At 65.6% G+C, this 19,876-nt stretch carries 20 protein-coding genes and 1 other RNA gene; 11 read left to right on the forward strand and 10 right to left on the reverse strand.

Annotated elements, in window-relative coordinates:
• The first annotated feature begins 357 nt into the window (after window positions 1–357).
• Window positions 358–2,205, forward strand: a complete 1,848-nt coding sequence (locus AC1PLS_RS18145; RefSeq protein WP_425599195.1) for a M14 family metallopeptidase — start codon at window positions 358–360, stop codon at window positions 2,203–2,205.
• A gap of 234 nt (window positions 2,206–2,439) precedes the next feature.
• Here AC1PLS_RS18145 and AC1PLS_RS18150 read toward each other — a convergent pair whose 3' ends face one another.
• Window positions 2,440–3,366, reverse strand: coding sequence for a LysR family transcriptional regulator (locus tag AC1PLS_RS18150; protein WP_481103919.1), 927 nt, complete (start codon window positions 3,364–3,366; stop codon window positions 2,440–2,442).
• Window positions 3,367–3,493: 127 nt separating this feature from the next.
• Here AC1PLS_RS18150 and AC1PLS_RS18155 point away from each other — a divergent pair, with 127 nt between their 5' ends.
• The 5 genes from AC1PLS_RS18155 (at window position 3,494) to AC1PLS_RS18175 (ending at window position 9,486) form a co-directional block, all read left to right on the forward strand.
• Window positions 3,494–3,895 carry a Rid family hydrolase gene (locus AC1PLS_RS18155; RefSeq protein ID WP_104575671.1) on the forward strand — a complete coding sequence of 134 codons (402 nt, stop codon included), beginning with the start codon at window positions 3,494–3,496 and terminating at the stop codon, window positions 3,893–3,895.
• Between the two features lie 527 nt (window positions 3,896–4,422).
• Window positions 4,423–5,592 (forward strand): hypothetical protein, encoded by a 1,170-nt coding sequence (locus AC1PLS_RS18160; protein ID WP_104575529.1) that lies wholly within the window; start codon window positions 4,423–4,425, stop codon window positions 5,590–5,592.
• Between the two features lie 10 nt (window positions 5,593–5,602).
• Entirely contained in the window at window positions 5,603–6,031 is a 429-nt protein-coding gene (locus tag AC1PLS_RS18165; protein WP_024938495.1) for a type 2 periplasmic-binding domain-containing protein, read from the forward strand.
• Window positions 6,028–8,160 carry a methyl-accepting chemotaxis protein gene (locus AC1PLS_RS18170; protein ID WP_481103920.1) on the forward strand — a complete coding sequence of 711 codons (2,133 nt, stop codon included), beginning with the start codon at window positions 6,028–6,030 and terminating at the stop codon, window positions 8,158–8,160. The genes AC1PLS_RS18165 and AC1PLS_RS18170 overlap by 4 nt, the downstream gene beginning before the upstream one ends.
• Before the next feature lie 588 nt (window positions 8,161–8,748).
• Window positions 8,749–9,486: a DNA/RNA non-specific endonuclease gene (locus AC1PLS_RS18175; protein ID WP_039518674.1), complete on the forward strand. Its 738-nt coding sequence runs from the start codon at window positions 8,749–8,751 to the stop codon at window positions 9,484–9,486.
• A 39-nt stretch (window positions 9,487–9,525) separates the two neighbouring features.
• Here the strand turns inward: AC1PLS_RS18175 and AC1PLS_RS18180 are convergent.
• The 4 genes from AC1PLS_RS18180 to AC1PLS_RS18195 all read right to left on the reverse strand — a co-directional run bounded on the left by AC1PLS_RS18180 (window position 9,526) and on the right by AC1PLS_RS18195 (window position 10,720).
• Window positions 9,526–9,603, reverse strand: a non-coding RNA gene (locus AC1PLS_RS18180) — sX9 sRNA.
• 157 nt (window positions 9,604–9,760) lie between these two features.
• Window positions 9,761–10,102 carry a hypothetical protein gene (locus AC1PLS_RS18185; RefSeq protein ID WP_104575531.1) on the reverse strand — a complete coding sequence of 114 codons (342 nt, stop codon included), beginning with the start codon at window positions 10,100–10,102 and terminating at the stop codon, window positions 9,761–9,763.
• Window positions 10,103–10,153: 51 nt separating this feature from the next.
• Window positions 10,154–10,387, reverse strand: a complete 234-nt coding sequence (locus tag AC1PLS_RS18190) for a DUF1653 domain-containing protein (RefSeq protein WP_024938499.1) — start codon at window positions 10,385–10,387, stop codon at window positions 10,154–10,156.
• Between the two features lie 126 nt (window positions 10,388–10,513).
• Entirely contained in the window at window positions 10,514–10,720 is a 207-nt protein-coding gene (locus AC1PLS_RS18195) for a hypothetical protein (RefSeq protein WP_184433309.1), read from the reverse strand.
• Between the two features lie 176 nt (window positions 10,721–10,896).
• Between AC1PLS_RS18195 and AC1PLS_RS18200 the strand changes: the two genes are divergently transcribed.
• Window positions 10,897–11,142 carry a hypothetical protein gene (locus tag AC1PLS_RS18200; RefSeq protein ID WP_049818058.1) on the forward strand — a complete coding sequence of 82 codons (246 nt, stop codon included), beginning with the start codon at window positions 10,897–10,899 and terminating at the stop codon, window positions 11,140–11,142.
• Here the strand turns inward: AC1PLS_RS18200 and AC1PLS_RS18205 are convergent.
• From AC1PLS_RS18205 to AC1PLS_RS18225, 5 genes are all read right to left on the reverse strand, one after another.
• Window positions 11,095–12,573, reverse strand: a complete 1,479-nt coding sequence (locus AC1PLS_RS18205) for a SulP family inorganic anion transporter (RefSeq protein ID WP_047129435.1) — start codon at window positions 12,571–12,573, stop codon at window positions 11,095–11,097. The genes AC1PLS_RS18200 and AC1PLS_RS18205 overlap by 48 nt on opposite strands.
• 413 nt (window positions 12,574–12,986) lie before the next feature.
• Window positions 12,987–14,786 (reverse strand): chloride channel protein, encoded by a 1,800-nt coding sequence (locus tag AC1PLS_RS18210; RefSeq protein ID WP_184433305.1) that lies wholly within the window; start codon window positions 14,784–14,786, stop codon window positions 12,987–12,989.
• 167 nt (window positions 14,787–14,953) lie between these two features.
• Window positions 14,954–15,730: a type I methionyl aminopeptidase gene (map, locus tag AC1PLS_RS18215; protein ID WP_047130601.1), complete on the reverse strand. Its 777-nt coding sequence runs from the start codon at window positions 15,728–15,730 to the stop codon at window positions 14,954–14,956.
• On the reverse strand, window positions 15,727–15,939 hold the full coding sequence (locus AC1PLS_RS18220) for a ParD-like family protein (protein WP_024938505.1): 213 nt from the start codon (window positions 15,937–15,939) through the stop codon (window positions 15,727–15,729). Before AC1PLS_RS18220 ends, map begins: the two co-directional genes overlap by 4 nt.
• 132 nt (window positions 15,940–16,071) lie before the next feature.
• Window positions 16,072–17,400, reverse strand: a complete 1,329-nt coding sequence (locus AC1PLS_RS18225; RefSeq protein ID WP_481103921.1) for an MFS transporter — start codon at window positions 17,398–17,400, stop codon at window positions 16,072–16,074.
• 103 nt (window positions 17,401–17,503) lie between these two features.
• On the opposite strand from AC1PLS_RS18225, the gene AC1PLS_RS18230 reads away from it, so the two are divergent.
• The 4 genes from AC1PLS_RS18230 (at window position 17,504) to arsH (ending at window position 19,872) form a co-directional block, all read left to right on the forward strand.
• Window positions 17,504–18,115, forward strand: a complete 612-nt coding sequence (locus AC1PLS_RS18230) for a TetR/AcrR family transcriptional regulator (RefSeq protein ID WP_024938507.1) — start codon at window positions 17,504–17,506, stop codon at window positions 18,113–18,115.
• Between the two features lie 225 nt (window positions 18,116–18,340).
• The gene (locus AC1PLS_RS18235) at window positions 18,341–18,679 is read left to right on the forward strand and encodes an ArsR/SmtB family transcription factor (RefSeq protein WP_102580468.1); all 339 of its coding nucleotides are present in this window, start codon (window positions 18,341–18,343) and stop codon (window positions 18,677–18,679) included.
• Between the two features lie 60 nt (window positions 18,680–18,739).
• The gene (arsC, locus tag AC1PLS_RS18240) at window positions 18,740–19,150 is read left to right on the forward strand and encodes an arsenate reductase (glutaredoxin) (RefSeq protein WP_184433298.1); all 411 of its coding nucleotides are present in this window, start codon (window positions 18,740–18,742) and stop codon (window positions 19,148–19,150) included.
• 14 nt (window positions 19,151–19,164) lie between these two features.
• The gene (gene arsH / locus AC1PLS_RS18245) at window positions 19,165–19,872 is read left to right on the forward strand and encodes an arsenical resistance protein ArsH (protein WP_180969588.1); all 708 of its coding nucleotides are present in this window, start codon (window positions 19,165–19,167) and stop codon (window positions 19,870–19,872) included.
• The last annotated feature ends 4 nt before the right edge of the window (window positions 19,873–19,876 follow it).

The following is a 19,876-nucleotide window of genomic DNA, read 5'->3' on the forward strand; positions in this document are numbered from 1 at the left end:
GGGGACCGGGCGACGCCGCGCAAGCGCCCGCCGGAGAGGCGAACGCGTGGTGCGATCCCGCTTGGACGACAGCACCACAGGAAGCAGGCTGGCCGCTGCGGCTGCGCGACCGTCGACGCGAACGCGGTCCGTCAAATGTTACTGTATTACGCAAATATCCTGCGGGTTGCTGCAGTGCCGGAGTAGGAACTCCCTGCACCGCGCGACCCGCGCCCAGGGACCAGCCCTCCGACGCACGCAGCCTGGTGCAACGCGTCGACGCGGCATCGCGCCGTCGAACGCCGCCGCCGGTGCGGCCACCCAGGAGCAGCAAGCCTTGCCACGTTCTCCCTGCAATCGAGATCCCGTACGTCCCACATGACTTCCGATACGCGCCCCTCTGCCCCGCACGCCTCGCCCCCTCCCGCACCCGCTTCCGGCAACGCCGCCGGACCTGCCAGCCGCAGCACCACACGTGCCGCCGCCGGTCTGCTCGCCGCAACCCTGTTCAGCGCCGCACAGGCCAGCGCGCAGTCCATCGACACTAGCGCGCCGCTGCCACCGGTACGTGCCTGGCATGGGGCCAGCGAGGCGTTGATCGTCACACCGGACGATCCGTGGAGCACCCCGGCAGAGCGCAACGATTTCGCCAGCACGCCCAGCTATGACGAAACGCGTGCGTGGCTGGAACGCCTGGTCGCCGCCTCGCCGCTGCTGTCGCTGGAGGTGTTCGGCAAGAGCAGCGAGGGCCGCGACCTGCTGCTGGTCCGCGCGCACAAGGGCGCGCCCGGCAAGCCGGTGGTGCTGGCGCAGGCCGGCATCCACGCCGGCGAGATCGATGGCAAGGATGCCGGCCTGATGCTGCTGCGCGATATCGCGCAACGCGGCAAGGACCACCTGCTCGACCAGGTGGATCTGGTGTTCGTGCCGATCTTCAATGCCGACGGTCATGAGCAGCGCGGCCCACTGATCGGCGCCGCATTGCGCGGCCCACAGCAGATGGGCTGGAACACCACCACGCGCGGCATCAATCTCAACCGCGACTACCTCACCCTGGAAGCGCCGGAAACGCGCGCGATGGTCGCGTTGCTGCATCGCCTGGATCCGGCGCTCTATATCGACCTGCATGTCAGCGGTGGGCTGGATCACCAGTACGACATCACCTTTACCTTCGCCGGCTGGGGCACCTATGCACGCTCGCGCGCCACCGCCGACTGGCTGCAGCAACGCTTCACGCCGGCGGTGAACAGCGCATTGCGCAAACAGGGCCACGAACCGGCCATCTACCCGAGCCTGATCGACGAAAACGAGCCGCGCTCGGGCCTGCGTTACGCGCCGGAAGGCCCGCGCTATTCCACCGGGTATGGCGACTTTGCCGGCATCCCCACCGTGCTGGTGGAGAACCATCGCCTGAAGTCGTACCGGCAGCGCGTGCTGGGCGACTATGTGCTGCTGGAAGCAGCACTGCGCGTGGTTGCCCGCGATGCAGGCAACATCGATGCGGCCAAGCGCGCCGATCGCGCCGCCCGCCCGCAGGAACTGATGGTGGCCTGGGAACGCCTGCAACAGCCGATCGCCCAGGTGCCGTTCAAGGGCGTGAGCTACACCCGCGCGTTGTCGCCGGTGTCCGGGCGGCAGGAACTGCGCTGGGAGGGCCGCGATGAAACCTGGACCATGCCGGTGATCGGCTATCGCCAGACCCAGGCGGTGCGCTACCCGCTCGCCTGGTGGATCCCGCCCGGCAACGACGATGTGGTGGAACTGCTCAAGGCGCACGGCATCCGCTACGAACGCCTGCAGCAGCCGCGCCAGCTCCAGGTGCAGCAGATCCGCGTAGTGAAGGATGCCGGCACGCAAACGCCGCATGCCGGGCCCGTGGAAGAAACCTTCGCCGCCGGCAGCGTCCGCGTGCCTGCCGATCAACCGATGCGCATGCTGGCGGCCGCCTTGCTGGAGCCGCAGAGCAGCGACTCGTTGCTGGCCAGCGGACGTTTCCGCAATGCCGGCAGCCCCGACAGCGGCTTGTACGGCGCCGAGCTGGTGGACTTCAGCGAGCGCGTGCTGCGCAGCGACGCCGCCCTGCGCGCCGCCTTCGAACGCAAGCTCGCAGACGATGCCGCATTCCGCGCCGATGGCGATGCGCGGCTGCAATGGATCTATGCGCGCTCGCCGTATGCGGCGATCAACGGCTGGCGTTATCCGGTGCGGCGCCAGCTGGCGGAGTGACCCTGCGCATTGCCGATTGCACGCTGTGGGATCGGCAATGCGGCTTGAGCCTCTTTCGTATCGCGCATTGCGCAAGGCCAGTGGCGACGGCAACCGCAACCGCAACCGCATCGATACCGGCAGCAACGTCGCTTGCATGCCGGCAGACAGGACGCTTCACCACGCACCGCGCGCTCCATCATGCGTGCGTGCCCCGTGTCTGGCGTGCACGACCACATCAGCCACGCAGCGCGCTCAGCGCAGCGCCGGCGCTTCCACCGGCGCATGCTCGGCCATCAACGCACTCACCCACTCGATGAACACACGCAGCTTGGCGCTGACATGCCGGTTGGGCGGGAACGCGATCGACAGCGGCATCGGCTCCATCCGCCAGTCCTCGAACAGCGGCACCAGTTCGCCACTGGCCACGTGCGCCCTGGCCATGTACACCGGCAACCACAGCACGCCCATGCCGGCCAGCCCGGCGGCCAGATAGGCATTGCCGTCGTCGGACGCCACCACGTAACGCCCTTGTAGATGCACCGCCTCGCTGCCGCGCTGCATGACATAGGGCACGGTCTTGCTGCTGCGCCAGCGCATGAAGCCGACACAGCGATGCAGGGTGTTTTCCAGCTCGCGCGGATGTGCCGGCATGCCCAGCCGCTGCAGATACGCCGGCGCCGCGTACACGCCCGCCTGCAGGTCGCCCACGCGGCGCGCGATCAGCGACTGATCGGTGATGGTGCCGCCGCGCACCACGCAATCCACGTGCTCGCCGATCAGGTCCACGCGGCGATCGCTCACGCCCATGTCCAGCTGGATATCCGGATAACGCGCATGAAAGGCCGGCAGTGCTGGCATCAGGATCAGGCGCGCCAGCGGGCTGGGCACATCCACGCGCAGGCGCCCGCGCGGCAGCGCCGATGCATCGGACAGGCTGGTCTCGGCATCGTCCATGTCCGCCAGCAGCCGCAGCACGCGTTCGTAGTACGCCGCGCCATCGGCGGTGACATGCACCTGCCGCGTGGTGCGGTTGAGCAGCCTCACGCGCAGGCGTGCCTCCAGCTGCTGCACCAGCTGGGTCACGCTGGCCCGGCTCATGTGCAAGGTCTCGGCCGCCTTGGTAAAGCTGCCGGTCTCCACCACCCGCGCAAACGCCTGCATCGCGTCGAACCGGTCCATCGCCACTCCCGACTCCAAGATTGTTTGGATTCTACAAACAGTGCTGGTCGGCATCGCCGATTTATCGCGCGCAGGCCAGCACCTACGCTGCCAGCCTGTTCCGATTCGCCACCCGATGGAGGTCACCATGGCAACACGTGAGGCAGTTTTTCCGCAGGGGCGGCACGCACTGTACGAGCGCCACCGCTATTCGCCGGCAGTCCGCGCCGATGGCTTGCTGTTCGTCGCCGGCCAGGTCGGCAGCCGCGCAGACGGCTCGCCGGAGCCGGAGCTGGAGGCAGAGATCGCCCGTGCCTTCGCCAATCTCGATGCCATCCTCGCTGCAGCCGGCTGCAGCACGCAGGACGTCGTCGACGTCACGCTGTTCATGCTCGACCCCGACGTGGTGTTCGAGGCCATGTGGGACAAGTGGGTGAGCTACTGGGGCCCGGCGCCCTACCCCACCGTCACCGCAGTGGGCGTGACCTGGCTGGCCGGCTTCCGCTTCGAGATCAAGGTCGTGGTGAAACTACCCACACGGCAGCAGTAAACGTTTCCAGTAACTTGCCGGTTGTATCGCGTCGCCTCTGCATGCAGCCGAAGCAAAATCTCCGCCGGCCGCATCGCACTGGCGATAAGTAACTGGCGCGCTTTCTGAAAATAATTCAAAGACCGCCACGCCTGGCTCGCCAGTGCGTGGTTTTTTTTTTGCGCACGCACTTTGGAGCAAACGCATCTTTGTCGAGTTCCCCGGGAAAAATGCGGTTTTTTTGCTGACCTCGCCCTTCACCGGCTGCGCTCATCCTCGGCAGGTCCGCGATGCGGACGATTATGTCCGCAGATATTCATTCCGGCTGTTTCAAACACCTAAAACACGCGTCTCGATAGGGCGGAACTATCGTCCACTTCTTGTGGTGCTTTGGTTTCTTAACCGGTTTTTCCAAGTTGTAAAAATCTCGCTAAAGCAATGATGCAGACGGCCGCTACCGCAATCCAGGGCGTTGCGACGCTCATTACCGTTCTGCCCGCGCGTCTCCCATGGCGCTGCGTCCATCACCCACTCAGCCGAGATTCTCAATGAAATTGACCGTCAAGCTTCTCAGTGGCGCCATCGCCCTGGCGTCGTCGACCTGCGCCTACGCGCAGCAGGACTCGATGTTTTCCTTCAGCGGCTTCGGCACGCTGGGCGTGGTGCATTCGACCGAGGACCAGGCCGACTTCACGCCCGACATCCAGACCGTGGAAGGTGCCGGTGCCAGCCACTCCACCTCGGCACGTCCGGACTCGCGTATCGCCGGCCAGGTCAATGCCAACTTCACCGACAAGTTCACCGGCGTGTTGCAGGTGACCAGTGAGTACGCCGAACGCGGCGATTACGATCCCAAGGTCACGCTGGCGCATGTGAAGTATCAGTTCGGCCCGCAGTTCGCCGCGCGCCTGGGCCGCATCACTGCGCCGCTGTACATGCTGTCCGAGTACCAGCGCGTCGGTTACGCCACCCCGTGGGTGCGTCCGCCGTACGAGGTCTACAACTACCTGCTGCCGATGGACGGCGTCGAAGGCGTGTACACCATCAACGCTGGCGAGAGTGTGGTCAGCGTGCAGGGTTTCTACGGCCGCATCAATTCGAAGAAGGCCGATGTGTACGCCATGCGCGGCCTGGCGCTGGGCCTGGAATCGGGTGCGTCCACGTTCCGCGCCGCCTACATCGTGGGCACCACCGATTTCGATACACCGTCGCTGGAGCGCCTGTTCTCGGTCTATCAGCGCATCAATCCCGCACTGGCCGATCGCCTGACCACCTATGGCGTGGACGGCAGCTTTGCCAGCCTGGGTTACGCCTACGATCCGGGCAACTGGTTCCTGCGCAGCGAAGTGATCCGCGCCGATTACTCGCCCTCGCTCAACGGCAAGACCACCTCCGGTTATCTCAGTGTCGGCGGTCGCTTCGGCACGCTGACGCCGTCGATCACCTATGCCAACGTCGATCGCAAGGGCCCGACCATCGCGGCCGGCCAGGATCCGGTCGGCGTGATGACGCGCGCACTGGCGCAGGCCGAAAGCGGCCGTCACAGCTTTACCGCATCGCTGCGTTGGGACGCGCGTGAAAGCGTCGCGTTCAAGCTGCAGGCCAGCCATATCAACAACAACGCGGGCTCGTTCGGATCGTTGAACAACATCCAGCCGGGCTTCCGTCCGGGCGGCAGCTACAACCTGCTGTCGGCCTCCGTCGACTTCGTGTTCTAAGAGAGCCCCCATGACCATTTCCAAGTGTTTTGCAGTCTCCCTGCTTGCCGCGTTGTCGCTGAGCGCGTTCTGCGCCAATGCCGATGTCGTGGTGGTGATGTCGGCCAAGGGCGGCCCGGACAGCCTCAGCGCCGCGCAGGTGTCGCAGATCTTCCTGGCCAAATCCAACAGCCTGCCCGGTGGCGGCGCGGCGGTGCCGATCGATCAGGAAGAAGGCGTCGCCACCCGCGATGAGTTCTACAAGAAAGTGGCATCACGCGACGCGGCACAGCTGAAGTCGTACTGGTCGCAGCTGATGTTCACCGGCAAGGCGCAGCGTCCCAAGCGTGTCAGTGGCGACGATGCGGTCAAGAAGGCCGTTGCCGCCACGCCCGGCGCCATCGGTTACATCAGCGCCAGCGCAGTCGACGCCAGCGTCAAGGTCGTCCTGAAGCCGTGACCCGCCACCTGCTCGAGACTCAAGTCATGAGACGCATCCTGTCGCTACCGTTGTTCTGGAAAATCCTGATGCCGGCCGCGGTGGCGATCCTTTGCCTATCGAGCTATGTGGCCTTCAGTACGCTGGTCTTTCACCGCAACAACGACCGCCTGGAAGCGGTACGCGACGTGCATTTCCCGATGCTCGACGCCATGACACGCAATGTGGCTGCGCTGGACAAGCTCATCAACGGGCTCAACGGCGCCGCTGCCGCCGGCGATGCCGACATGTTGGCGGCCACCAAGCCGGTGGCCGACGAGATCCACGCCTCCTACGTGAAACTGCAGAAATCCGATCCCGCCAATGCAAAGGAACTGGCAGGCCTGGGCAAGCAGTTCGATCAGTACTACAGCCTGGCGCACGGCGTGGCCGCCGCGTTCGTGGAGCAACGCGAACCGGATGCGGCGCAGATGAGCGCCATGGCACCGGCACTGGAAACCTATCGCACCACCCTGACCGCCATGCAGAAGCGTGCCGATGCACGCTTCCGCGGCACCGTGCAGGAAGCGGTGGACAGCTCGGTGGCGGCAAGCATCGGCGGGCTGGTGCTGGGCCTGGTCGGTGCGGTGCTGTGCATCGCCTTCGGCTGGATCGTGGCACGCGCCATCACCCAGCCGCTGAACCGTGCGGTGGGCATTGCGCATGCGGTGTCGTCGGGCAAGCTGGACAACAGCATCTCGATCGACCGCAACGACGAGGTTGGCCAGCTGCTGCAGGCGATGGACAGCATGCAGCGCCAGCTGCGTCGGGTGATCCAGGCACAGACCGACATGGGCGACAAGCATGAAGCCGGCATGGTCAGTCACCGTATCGCCGAGCAGGAATTCCCCGGCGAATTCGGCAGCATGGTGCGGGCCAGCAACGCGCTGGTGTCCAGCCATATCGCGGTGACGATGCAGATCGTCGCATTGACCGAGCGCTATGCCGCCGGCGACCTGTCGCAGCAGCTGGAGCCGTTGCCGGGCGAGAAGGCGGTGATCAGTCAATCGATCAACGATGTGCGGGCCAGCCTGTTGTCGATCAATGGCGAGATCAAGCGGCTGGCATCGGCTGCGGCGGCAGGCGACTTCAGCGCGCGTGGCGACGAGACCGCGTTCGAGCATGATTTCCGCCAGATCGTGGTGGACCTCAATCACCTGATGAGCAGCTCGGACAAGAGCCTGGGCGCGGTGTCGCAGGTGTTGCAGGCGATTGCGAGCGGCGACCTGACCACGCGCATGCACGGCGACTTTGCCGGCGTGTTCGCGCGCATGCGCGACGATGCCAACACCACGGTGGACCGCCTGACCGATATCGTCGGGCGCATCCAGCATTCCTCGTCGGAGATCGATAGCGCGGCAGGCGAAATTGCCGCCGGCAATCAGGACCTGTCGCGGCGCACCGAACAGCAGGCGGCCAGCCTGGAAGAAACCGCCGCCTCGATGGAGGAACTCACCTCCACCGTCAGGCAGAACGCCGAGCACGCACTGCAGGCCAACGAACTGGCGCGCAGTGCCGCCAGTGTGGCCTCCAAGGGCGGCGAAGTGGTCAGCCAGGTCGTCGGTACCATGTCTGGCATCGAAACCTCCTCGAAGAAGATCGCCGAGATCATCAGCGTCATCGATGGCATCGCGTTCCAGACCAATATCCTGGCCCTGAACGCAGCGGTGGAAGCCGCACGTGCCGGCGAACAGGGCCGCGGCTTTGCGGTGGTCGCCTCGGAAGTGCGCACGCTCGCGCAGCGTTCGTCGGCTGCAGCCAAGGAGATCAAGGAGCTGATCGACGCCTCGGTGGGCAAGGTGGCCGAAGGCTCGGTGCTGGTGCACAAGGCCGGTACCACCATGACCGAGATCGTCGCCAGCGTGAATCGGGTCACCGACATCATGGGCCAGATCACCGCCGCATCCAGCGAGCAATCGGCCGGCATCGAACAGGTCAACCAGACGGTGATCCAGATGGACGAAACCACCCAGCAGAATGCAGCGCTGGTCGAGGAAGCCATGGCCGCGGCACGGGCGATGGAAAAGCAGTCCAGCACCCTGACCCAGCTGGTCTCGCTGTTCCAGCTGCAGCCTGCCAGCGCACCGCAACTGGAAAAAGAGGTCGCATAGTCGACCGAGCGGATCGTCTCGCGACGTATTTGACGCCCCCTTCTGCATGGACTGCAGGAGGGGGTTTTTTGTGCCCGCCAGCGGCGAAGGCAGCGCAGGCCCGGCACCGTTTCAAGGCGAGCGACGCGCATCCTGCGCCGATGACCGGCCCTGCGGTGTTCGCGACTGCATCCCCGCAGCCGTCTATCTGACCGCGGGTGCCGGCATACCCCGACCTCCACGCAGGCGGTTGTCCGACAGCAGCAACCGCGCTCTGCTGATGGCGCAGCTATGCGTCATCGCAAAAACCCTGGCGCGGAAGGGCATCCGCAGGCTCCAGGCATAACCCGGGGCTTATCGCCTGCCAGCCCGTATGCCGCTCGATGCGCGAGACCGGTCACATTTTTGCCGGAAAAACTGACGTGACCGCACATTCCTCACGCCTACGTCACCACCAAGCAACATTTGCATGCGATAGCTGTCGCGCTCGCTAAAAAAGCGAGCCAACTATCCCCCTTCCAGCGCGCGTTCCGCTGAGCGTCGATCTGCCCCCCGGCAGCCGGCGGTGGCGTCGTGCGTCCGATTGATTTTCCAGGAGATTCACTGCCCATGCGCTTCCGGACTTTCTTCGCCGTTCTGCTGTTCACCGCTGCCAGTGCCAGCGCAAACGCCCAGGTCGTCACCCTCAACAAGGGCGGCTACACCTTGCGCTACGACTGCACCAACCACACCGCGTTGCGCTACGAGTACGTGCTGCAGGCCGATACCGGCTCGGCCGCCCGCCCGTCCAGTTTCAATCTGGACACCGAACTGCCCAGCGGCTGCGCCGGCCAGACCTCCACCGCCTCCTACGCCAGCGTGCGCACCGGCTACGATCGCGGGCACCTGGTGACCTCCAACCACATGGACTACAACGCGACCTACATCCGTCGCGCCAACCTGATGTCCAACATCGTGCCGCAGGTGTCCAGCTTCAACCAGGGCATCTGGGTACGCGCCGAAAACGTGGCCGAGTGTTACCGCGACATCGCCAGCGTGCAGGTCTACGGCGGTGTGATCTACAGCGACACGACCAACGATTACTTCCTGAGCAGCCACGGCATCCGCACCCCGGACTTCTTCTGGAAGACGATCATCACCGCCAACCCGGGCGGCGGCACCCGCGCGATCAGCTGGCTGATTCCCAACAGCGCCAACCTCGGTTCGCTGGACAGCTACATCGTCAGCATCGACGAACTGGAAGACCTCTACGGCGCCAGCACCATCGGTATCACCGCACCGGCCGCCGTCAAGGCCATGCTGCCCGCCACCACCTGGCCGCAGCCGAGCAATTGCGACCTGGGCTGAGGCCGGCTGTCCGCTTCTCCAGCCACGTCGATCAAGAGCAGCTGACACCCATGTTGCGAGCAGTCGTCAGGTGGGTGCGGATGGCGCGTCCAGCATCGGAGTGCCCGAATGGCCCTTGCCGATGTCGGGCACCAGCCGTACTCACCTGGCGTTGAGCGCAGCAGCCTGCTCAGCCGCTCTACACCGCTGGGCGGTTGATCCAGCAGACAAGGCCCGGCATTCCCGGGCCTTGTCGTTGCAGGCGGCGGCAGGCCTGGCCCGCCGCAACGCGCACTCAGGCCTCGGGCGCGGCAAGCGCCGCAAACCAGTCCGCGTATGGCGTGTTCTTGACCAGATGCCGATTGAAGTCTTTGGCACCATCGCTCCACCACACCGGGCCACGCTCTCCCAGGGCCGTCTTGGCACGGTCGACCGCCGCACGCGCTGCGGCCAGCCGCCCGGCATCCTCGTCGCGCTTGGCTGCCTTGACCGCGCGTCGCGCGTCCATCAAGGCGGCGACCAGCCCGGCACGCACGTCTTCGCGCAGATGCGGGTTGGCGGTACGCCAGAGCCGGCCACGCACGATCAGATACCGGCCATCGGGCGTGGTGACTGGCGCAGCGGCGGCGGCCGTCATCGCCAACGCACTCGCAAACGGCCCTGTAACGTCGTGCAGACCAAGCCGCGCCTACTCGACCCGCGCAAAGCGGGGACGCGCAACGCCGTCCACCTCGACCTGCTCGACGAACATCGCATACGGCCGCACCCACAGACCGACCTCGCTGTCCAACGGGCGATAGAGCACCAGCGGGGCCAGCGTTTCGCTGCAACGCACGACGCCGAGCACTTCATAACGGCCGCCCTTGAAGTGGCGGTACTGGCCCAACGCGATGTTGGGCAATGGCGACAGGGAGGTGTCCATGGATGTCACAGGATGGGCAATCCGCAAGTCTAGGCAGCATGGCCGGCCACAGCCAGCACATGCCGCGCAACCGGTGCCCTCTGCCGGGTTCAGCGTTGCACGGCCGCGTGCAACGCTGCCACGCGCTTACTGGCCGTCGTCTTCGTCTTCGTCGTCTTCCGCGCCCAGGTCGTCATCGTCCTCGACCGGGTCTTCGATGCCATCGTCGTCGTCGATCTCGCTGTCCTGTGCAGGCCCTTCCTGGATCGGTGTGTTGTCCCTGCCCGGTGCCTTGATGCCATTGGGCGGGGTCGGATCGTCTACGCCGCGGTTGCCGTTTTCGTCGTTGCTCATGGTCTGCTCCAGCGGTAAAAGACCGCACGGCCACCCTCCTCCCGCCGATGTGACGCGCACGTGTGTCCTGCACGATGGCAGCGCACCCGTGCGGCCATGCGTGGGACGAACGAGCGCGACTGCATCCGGCCGGCACCTGTGGCCGTAGTGATGAGAACGCCCACGGAGTCACCCGCATGCCGAGCCTGATCAGCGACCTGAAAGACCTGCTCGCCGCCTGGAAGGCCGAAGCCGGAACCTTCGATGCCTGCGACATGCCCGCCTCCGCGCTGGCCTTCCGCGACTGCCATCGTCGCCTATCCGCGTTGCTGGACGAACATGTACGCCACGCGGCGGCGCCGACGGCCGCGCTGGCTGCGCACGAGCAGCCGGGCTCAGTGCCCCAGCTGCAGGCGCGCGCCATCGCGTCGATGGGTTCCTAAGGTTTCGATCAGCGTGTCGCTGGCCTGATTCACGCCGATCACCTCGACCTCGGCGCCGTGCGCGCGCAGCTTGAGCACCACCCGATCCAGCGCCGCCACCGCGCTGATGTCCCAGAAGTGCGCGTGGCTCAGATCGATCAGCACCTTCGGCGGCGTGCCCGGGAAATCGAAGCTGGCCACGAACTGCCCGGCCGATGCAAAGAACACCTGGCCGCGCACCGCATACACGCGCACTCCGTCGTCACGCTCGCTGGCCTGCACCTGCAACATGCGCCCGACCTTGCGCGCAAAGAACAGCGCCGACAGCAGCACCCCGGCCAGCACGCCGCGGGCCAGATCGTGCGTCCATACCGTGACCACGACGGTGCCCAGCATCACCACCGACGAACTCCCCGGGTGCGTGCGTAGATCGCGTAGCGAGCCCCAGCTGAAGGTGCCGATGCTGACCATGATCATCACCGCCACCAACGCCGCCATCGGGATCTGGCGCACCCAGGGCGCGCCATACACCACCATCAGCAGCAGGACGACACCGGCCACCAGGCACGACAAACGCCCGCGCCCGCCCGAGCGCACATTGATCACCGATTGCCCGATCATCGCGCAGCCGGCCATGCCACCGAAGCACCCGGCCAGCAGGTTCGCCAGCCCCTGCCCTGCGCATTCGCGGTTGCGCTGCGACGGGGTATCGGTGAGGTCTTCGACAATCTGCGCGGTCATCAACGACTCCAGCAGGCCCACCACGGCCAGCGTCGTCGACACCGGCAGCAGGATGCGCACGCTGTCCCACGTCAGCGGCACGTCCGGCAGCAGGAACACCGGCAGGCTGTCGGGCAGACGGCCCATGTCGCCCACGTTGCGGATGTCGATGTGCCAGTACGCGCACACCGCCGTCAGCACCACGATGGCGACCAGCGGCGAGGGAATCGCCGTGGTGAAGCGCGGCAGCAGATAGATGATGGCCAGGCCCGCTGCACACACCGCATGCACCGGCCATGGCATGCCGACCAGCTCCGGCAACTGCGCCAGGAAGATCAGGATCGCCAACGCATTGACGAAGCCGGTGATCACCGAGCGCGAGACAAAGCGCATCAATGCGCCCAGGCGCAATGCTGCGGCGATCAGCTGCAGCACGCCGGCCAGCACCGTGGCCGCCAGCAGGTACTGCAGGCCGTGGTCCTTGACCAGGTCCACCATCAACAACGCCATTGCGCCGGTGGCGGCCGAAATCATGCCGGGCCGGCCACCGGCGATCGAGGTCACCACTGCAATGCAGAACGCCGCGTACAGCCCGACCTTGGGGTCGACGCCGGCAATGATCGAAAAGGCAATGGCTTCGGGAATCAGCGCAAGCGCGACCACGATGCCGGCGAGCACATCGCCACGCACGTTGCCGAGCCATTGCTGGCGCAACGAGAAAACTCTGGACATTGAAACGACTCCGCGCACCGGCAAACACACGGCGCGAATACATGAACGTCAAACACCTGGACCTTCGCAGCAACTGCGAGCGCGTGATGCCTTAGGTCAGGGTGGTGTCATGTGTCGGAGGAAATCGCTCTGGACGAGGCTGCATGCTAACGCGCTGAGGTCGGTCTGCACAACCCGATGGCGCGCTGCTGCGCACGCGCGTCGAGCCGAGCAACGCTGCCAATGCATGAGCAACATCAACGCACAGGCCGCTGGAAGCTGCGTGCTGGCATCGCATGCTGCCGCTGGCGAGGGCGAGGGCAAGCTGCATGCGTCGCGGGCGCAGGGCGTTGCGTGAGACACCTTCTGCACGCGGTAGATCTACCGGGCCAGCATGCGCCCCGTTGCTTCAGCCGCTGCCGGCAGCGCGTGGCTCAGTCGTCGCCGAGCACACGCTCGCCCATCAGTTCGCGTTCGCGCTTTTCCAGTTCTTCGGCATAGCGCTTGCGCACGAAGCCTTCCGACAACACGCCCAGCACCTTGCGTTGTGCATCGATCACCGCCAGCTCGTCGGCCTGCGTAGCGTCGAAGACCTTCATGACCGCCACGATGTCGGTGTCTGCCAGCAATGCCGCATCGCGGTGCTTGGCGTAGTCGCTCACCGGCGCATCGGCCTGCACGTTGTCCGCATACAGCACCGCCAGCGGCACCACACCGGCGTAATGGCCGGCGGCGTCTTCCAGCACCACGCGCTGCGTGGACCCCAATGGAAACCGCCGGCGAAACTCGCTCACCGTGGTGTCGTGCGCGGTATGGTTGGCATCCTTGCGCATCATCTTGCCGGCCGACAGATTGCGCACCCACCCCACGTCGCGTGCGCTGCGGATGTTCTCGCCACGCAGATGCAGGCGCCAGGTGGAGAACGAATAGCCGAACACCTGGCGCACCACGGTATTGGCCACCAGCACCGCCACCATCACCGCGCTCGCCAGCACAAAGTCGTGCGTGCCCTCCAGGATCAGCATGGCCATCGTCATCGGCGCACCGACAATGGCTGCCGCCAACGCGGCCATGCCCACCAACGAAGCGCTGGTGATGTCCACCGCCGCGGCGCCGACCAGCAGGTTCAGGAACACCGCAAACAGGCTGCCCACCAGCGAGCCCATGAACAGCGAGGCGAAGAACAGGCCGCCACGGAAGCCGAAACCCAGCGAGATGCCCGACGCGATGCATTTGAGCACCAGCAAACCGGCCAATACCTGCAGCGTGCTGCTGCTGGTCAGGTCCAGATGCAGGGCGCCATGTCCCGACGACAGCACTTGCGGCGAATACATCGCCAACGGTATCAGCACCAACCCGCCCACCACCGGGCGCCCCCAGAGCGGCAGCTCGATCCGCCCCACGGCGCGTTCGATACCGGCCACCAGCCGCATCACCGCGATGCCGATCAACGCGCAGGTCAGCCCCAGCGCGATGTAGATCGCATAGTCACGCGGCTGCAATTGATAGGCGACCGCCGCCGGCAACGAATACGGCGCGGCACCGAGCGCGTTGGCCATGAACGCGCCGGCCAGCGCCGCTGCGGCCACCGGCGCAAGCGCCGACGGCGTATAGGCGCCGATCACGATCTCGAACGCGTAGAACGCACCGGCCAGCGGCGCCCCGAACGCACCGGCGATCGCGCCTGCCGCGCCGGCACCGACCAGCGTGCGCATGTCGGCCCGGCGTACCCGCAGGACACGGCCCAGCTGCGAACCCGCGCCTGCGCCCATCTGCGTGTAGGTCGCCTCCAGCCCCACCGATGCGCCAAAGCCGTTGGACAGCAGCGTCTGCACCGCAACGATCAGGTTGTCGCGCATCGACATGCGCCCGCCGTGCAGGGCGTTGGCTTCCACCGCATCCACCAGCGGCCGCTTGCGCCGCCGCGCCAGCAAGGCCACCAGGCCCACCAGCAGGCCGCCCAACGGCAACACCAGCAACTGGGTGGCGGTGATCGATTCGGCGGTACTGAGCCGCTCGCCCGGTGCAAGCGCGTACAGCCAGGCCTGCAGCGCATGCGCCATGCCGGCCTGCACCACCATCAGTGCCGCCGCAATCAGCCCCACCACGGCTGCCAGCCCGATGAACCACAGATCGTTGGCGCGCAACTGCCGGCGCAACCACTCCAGCGGCCGTCGCCAGGATGCTGCCGCCGGGTGCACGGCGTGCGTGGGGTTGTGAGGAAGTGGCTGCATGGAAGACCAGCGCTCCGCCGGATCAGGGTGCCGGCGCACGGGAGACGTCAGCGATGCGGCCTAGTGTGCAGCAACCTGGCTGACCTGCCGCAGTCTGGCCGCGGCAGTGCACGCAACGAACACAGCGGCGGCAGCGGGCGCAGGCCACGCGCCGGGGGACGGCGCGCTCACCCCAGTGCACACAGCGGCGTTTCCCCGGGGCGCAAGGTCAGCACACGCACACCGGTACGCGTGACCGCCACGGTGTGCTCGAACTGCGCCGACAACTTGCCGTCGCGCGTATGCACCGGCCATTGATCCGGCTCGGCGCGGATCGCCGCCCTGCCCTGATTGATCATCGGCTCGATGGTGAACACCATGCCTTCCTGCAGCTGCATCCCCGTGCCGGCATGCCCGTAGTGCAGGATCTGCGGCTCTTCATGCATCTGCCGGCCGATGCCATGCCCGCAATATTCCTTCACCACGCTATAGCCCTGCTCGCGCGCATGCCGCGCGATCGCATGACCGATGTCGCCCAGCCGCGCGCCCGGACGCACCGCGGCAATCCCCTTCCACATCGCCTGATAGGTGGCCTGCACCAGCCGCCGCGCCGGATACGCCACCTCGCCCACCAGATACGTCGTGCTGGAGTCGGCGATATAGCCGTCCTTTTCCAGCGTGATATCCAGATTGACGATCTGCCCGTTGCGCAGCACGTCCGCGGCCGCGGGCACGCCATGGCACACCACATCATCGATGGAGGCGTTGAGCACGAAGGGGAAGTCGTACTGGCCCTTGCTGGCCGGCCGCGCGCCCAGCGCGTCGACAATCATCCGCTCGACGAAGTCGTTGAGTTCCAGCGTGCTGCGGCCTGCCAGCGGCAGCTGATCCAGCGCATGGAACACCTGCGCCAGCAGCGCACCGGCGTTGGCCATCAACGCAATCTCCGCCGGCTGCTTGATCATGTCCGCGCCGGTTTCAGGGATTGCGGCCGCACGCCTGCCGCGCGCAGTTCCTGCGCCACGATGTCCTGGAACGAGGATTCCGGATGCATCTCGCACAGCATGCCGACCTTGATCCAGAAAGTGGCCTGCGCGTTGATCGACCGGCTGGTCACCGTGCACGCGCGGCGCAGTTGATCGTGCAGTTCGTCATCGATATTGACGATGCCCATGCAAGCTCCAATGTCGTGAATATACGAATCGTATATGAAACGTATAAACACCTGCAATGCCGGCAGCTGCCTGCGGCTGCGCTCGCTGGGTACCAGGCGAACGCAGCCGGGAAGACATCAGGCAGGGCAGCGCTAGTGACCGGCAACCGGCGAGCGCGCGCCCGCCGCAAAGCCGTGCTGTCGGGCACGCCATGCAATCAGCAGCCCGATTGCCAGCAGCAAGGCCATGGCAACCGGAAAGGTCTGCGCGCCCCATTGGTCCAGCAGTACGCCGCCCACCACGCCACCGCCAGCGATGACGCTGTTCCAGGCAACCACGTTGAGCGACAGCGCAACATCGGCGCCTTCGCCTGCGCTGTCGGCAAGCGCGGTCTGCAGCAGGGTCGCCGCGCCGCCAAAGGTCAGGCCCCACACCGCCACACAGACGTAGACCACAGGCTGCACGTCTTGCAGCAACGCCAGCACCACTGAGATCGCAAGGAACGTCGCCAACGACACCAACACCGTGCCACGCAGGTGCTGCTCCACCAACTTTGCCGCCACGCCGATGCCGACCAGTGCCGCAGCGCCGAAGATCAACAGCAACACGTCCACGCGATGTGCCAGCCCCGCGTGTGCGGCGAACGGCGCCACATAGGTGTACAGGATGTTGTGGGCCAGCATCCACGCCATCACGGTGGCGAGCACCGGGCGCACGCCCGGCGTGCCGAGCACCTTGCGCAGCGGTACCCGCTGCGCTGCGGACTGGCCGGGGTAGTCGGGCACCTTCAGCAGCACCCACACGATCAGGATGAGCGTCAATCCGGACATCGCGGCGAACGCGCTGCGCCAGCCCAGTATGCCGCCCATCCAGGTGCCCAGCGGCACGCCGAGGGAAAGCGCAACCGGCGTGCCCACCATCGCAATCGCCATGGCCCTGCCCTGCTGGTCCGGCTGCACCATGCGCCGCGCGTAACCGGCAAGCAGGCTCCACGCCAGGCCTGCCGCTGCGCCGGCAAACAAGCGCGCCACCAGGGTCAGCGCGTAACTGGTCGACAGTGCGGTGACCGAGTTGAACAGCAGGAAGCCGACGATGGTGAGCAACAGGACGTTACGCCGCCTCCACTGCTGGGTCGCAATGGTCAGCGGAATTGCGGCAATCACCGACCCCAGCGCGTAGGCGGTTACCGTCTGCCCGGCCAGTGCCGGGCTGATACCGAGGCCTGCGGACATCTGCGGCAGCAGTCCTGCCGGAAGGGTTTCGGTTACGATGCAGATGAAGCCGGTCATGGCCAGCGCCAGCAGCGCGGCGACGGGCAATGGCGGCGGGATCGCACCGGCGGTGGATGCAGTTGAAGAGGTCACACGCTGTCCTTTGTTGGGGAGGGGGATGCCGGTCAGGCCGCTACATATATATCGATCGATACACATAAAGACCGAAAAAAGCAGGTCTTCGTCCTGAGACCTGCCGGCCGGCACCACTGAGTGCCCACATATGTATCGCTCGATATATATATCTACAGGTTGGCTGCGTTGTCAACGATATCTGTATCGATTAGTCTTGATGTAGAGATCGGAGGGCGCCATGGCGCAAATGGGAAGGCCACGCAGCTTCGACCGTGACGCCGCGGTGGAAGAGGCGCTTCACCTGTTCTGGGAACAGGGCTACGAGTCCACCTCGTTGAGCCAGCTCAAGGCCGCGATTGGTGGCGGCATCACCGCGCCCAGCTTCTATGCTGCCTTCGGCTCGAAGGAAGCGCTCTTCAAGGAATGCATGGACCGCTACCTGGCGACCTACGCCAAGGTGACCCACTGCTTGTGGGACGCCGCGCTCGGCCCCAGGCAGGCGGTGGAGCTTGCGCTGCGCCGCTCCGCCAAGATGCAGTGCGAGCGTGGCCACCCGAAAGGCTGCATGGTCACGCTGGGAGTGATGAGCGCGCCGTCGCCGGAGCTCTCGGCACTGTGCACACCGCTGACGCGCTCGCGCGCACGCACGCGCGCCGGCATCCGCGCCTGCGTGGACCGCGCCATCGCCGGCGGCGAACTCGGGCCCGCCGTGGACGCCGCCGCACTGACCTGCGTGTTCGACAGTTTCCTGCTCGGGCTATCCACGCTGGCCCGGGATGGCATGAGCTTCAAGGCGATGGATGCCGCGATCACGCAGCTCATGGGGTTTTGGGACGCCCAGGCGCGCTAGGTAGGCAGCGCTTCAACCTTGCCGCCGAGCAAGGCTGGAAGTCGATGCGCATGTGCTCAAGCGTATCCGCACGTGCTGTGCTGGAGCCCCAGCCACAGCCGGTGGCCCCGGCCAATCCCTGATGCACTGGTCCTACGGCGGTTGGTGCGCGGCACCGGCCTCCGCCGTGCAGGCGCAAACTGAGCCAACTATTGCACTTTGCAACTATATTTGTAGAGTAGCGCAATGAAAGACGATTCCGCTGTCGCAGCCCTCTCTGCCCTCGCACACACCGATCGACTGGCCGCATTCCGAATGCTAGTTCGCGCAGGCCCTGACGGCATGCCGTCAGGGGAGATTGCCGAGCGGCTTACGATCCCCCCAACACGAATGAGCTTTCACCTCGCAACGCTGGAGCGTGCTCGCCTGCTGCGCTCCTGGCGCGATGGGCGACGTGTCCTTTATGCGGCGAGCTACGAGGACATGCGCCAGCTGCTCTCGTTTCTCACCGAGGACTGCTGCTCGGGCAACCCAGAGATCTGTGGTGTGGCCCTGACTCGTTGCGCATCGGAAACCTGCGTTTGAGCCTTCCTCAGCCTTAATGCCCGTCGGCCTGACACGGCCCAGCTCAAGGAGATCATTGCGATGCTGACGATCTATCACAACCCTACCTGCGGCACGTCCCGGAACGTCTTGGAGATGATGCGCCAGTCTGGCGAGGACCCTGAGATCATCGAATATCTGCACACCCCGCCGACGCGCGAGAAGCTGGTCGAGCTAATTGCCGCCATGGGCATCGCGCCGCACGATCTGTTACGCCAGAAGGGAACCCCGTACGCGGAGTTGGGCTTGGACAATCCTGCCCTCACTGACGAACAGCTGGTGGACGCGATGATCGCGCACCCAATCCTTATCAATCGTCCCATCGTCGTTTCCGATCGGGGCGTGGCGCTCTGCCGGCCATCCGAGAAAGTGCTCACGTTGCTGGCCCACCCGGTCGCGTCCTTTACGAAAGAAGACGGCGAAGCGGTGACAACAGGCGGAGCGTCGAAGTGATGGGTGGCGTTGCCATGGATCTACCCGGCATCGATCCGACACACCTCACCCCAATCGACGTCAACGCACTGGCCACGCCCGGCGACCCCGGACATCCGCCCCGCATCCTCATCCTGTACGGCTCGTTGCGCGAGCGCTCCTATTCGCGGCTGCTGGCAGAGGAAACTGGCCGCTTGTTGCGCTGGTACGGCTGCGACGTACGCATCTTCGATCCGCACGACCTGCCGCTGCCCGACGGGGCGGCTCCAGACCACCCGAAGGTGAGTGAATTACGCGAGCTCGCCTACTGGTCGGAGGGTATGGTTTGGGTCAGTCCGGAACGCCATGGCGCGATGACAGGGATCATGAAAGCGCAGATCGACTGGATTCCTCTCACCGAGGGCGCCAAGCGCCCGACGCAGGGCAAGACGCTGGCCGTCATGCAGGTTTGCGGCGGTTCGCAAAGCTTCAACGCTGTGAACCAGCTGCGCGTGCTCGGCCGGTGGATGCGCATGCTCACGATCCCGAACCAGTCATCCGTTGCCAAGGCGTTTCAGGAGTTCGATGAGTCCGGGCGGATGAAGCCGTCTGCCTACTATCAACGCGTCGTCGACGTTTGCGAGGAACTGGTGAAATTCACCTGGCTTGTGCGTGGCCGCTCGGCGTATCTGACCGATCGCTATTCTGAGCGAGTTGAAAACGCTGAAGAATTGTCCAAGCGCGTAAATCAGCGCTCCATCTGACCAC

The organism is Xanthomonas sp. NCPPB 3218, from assembly GCF_056725185.1.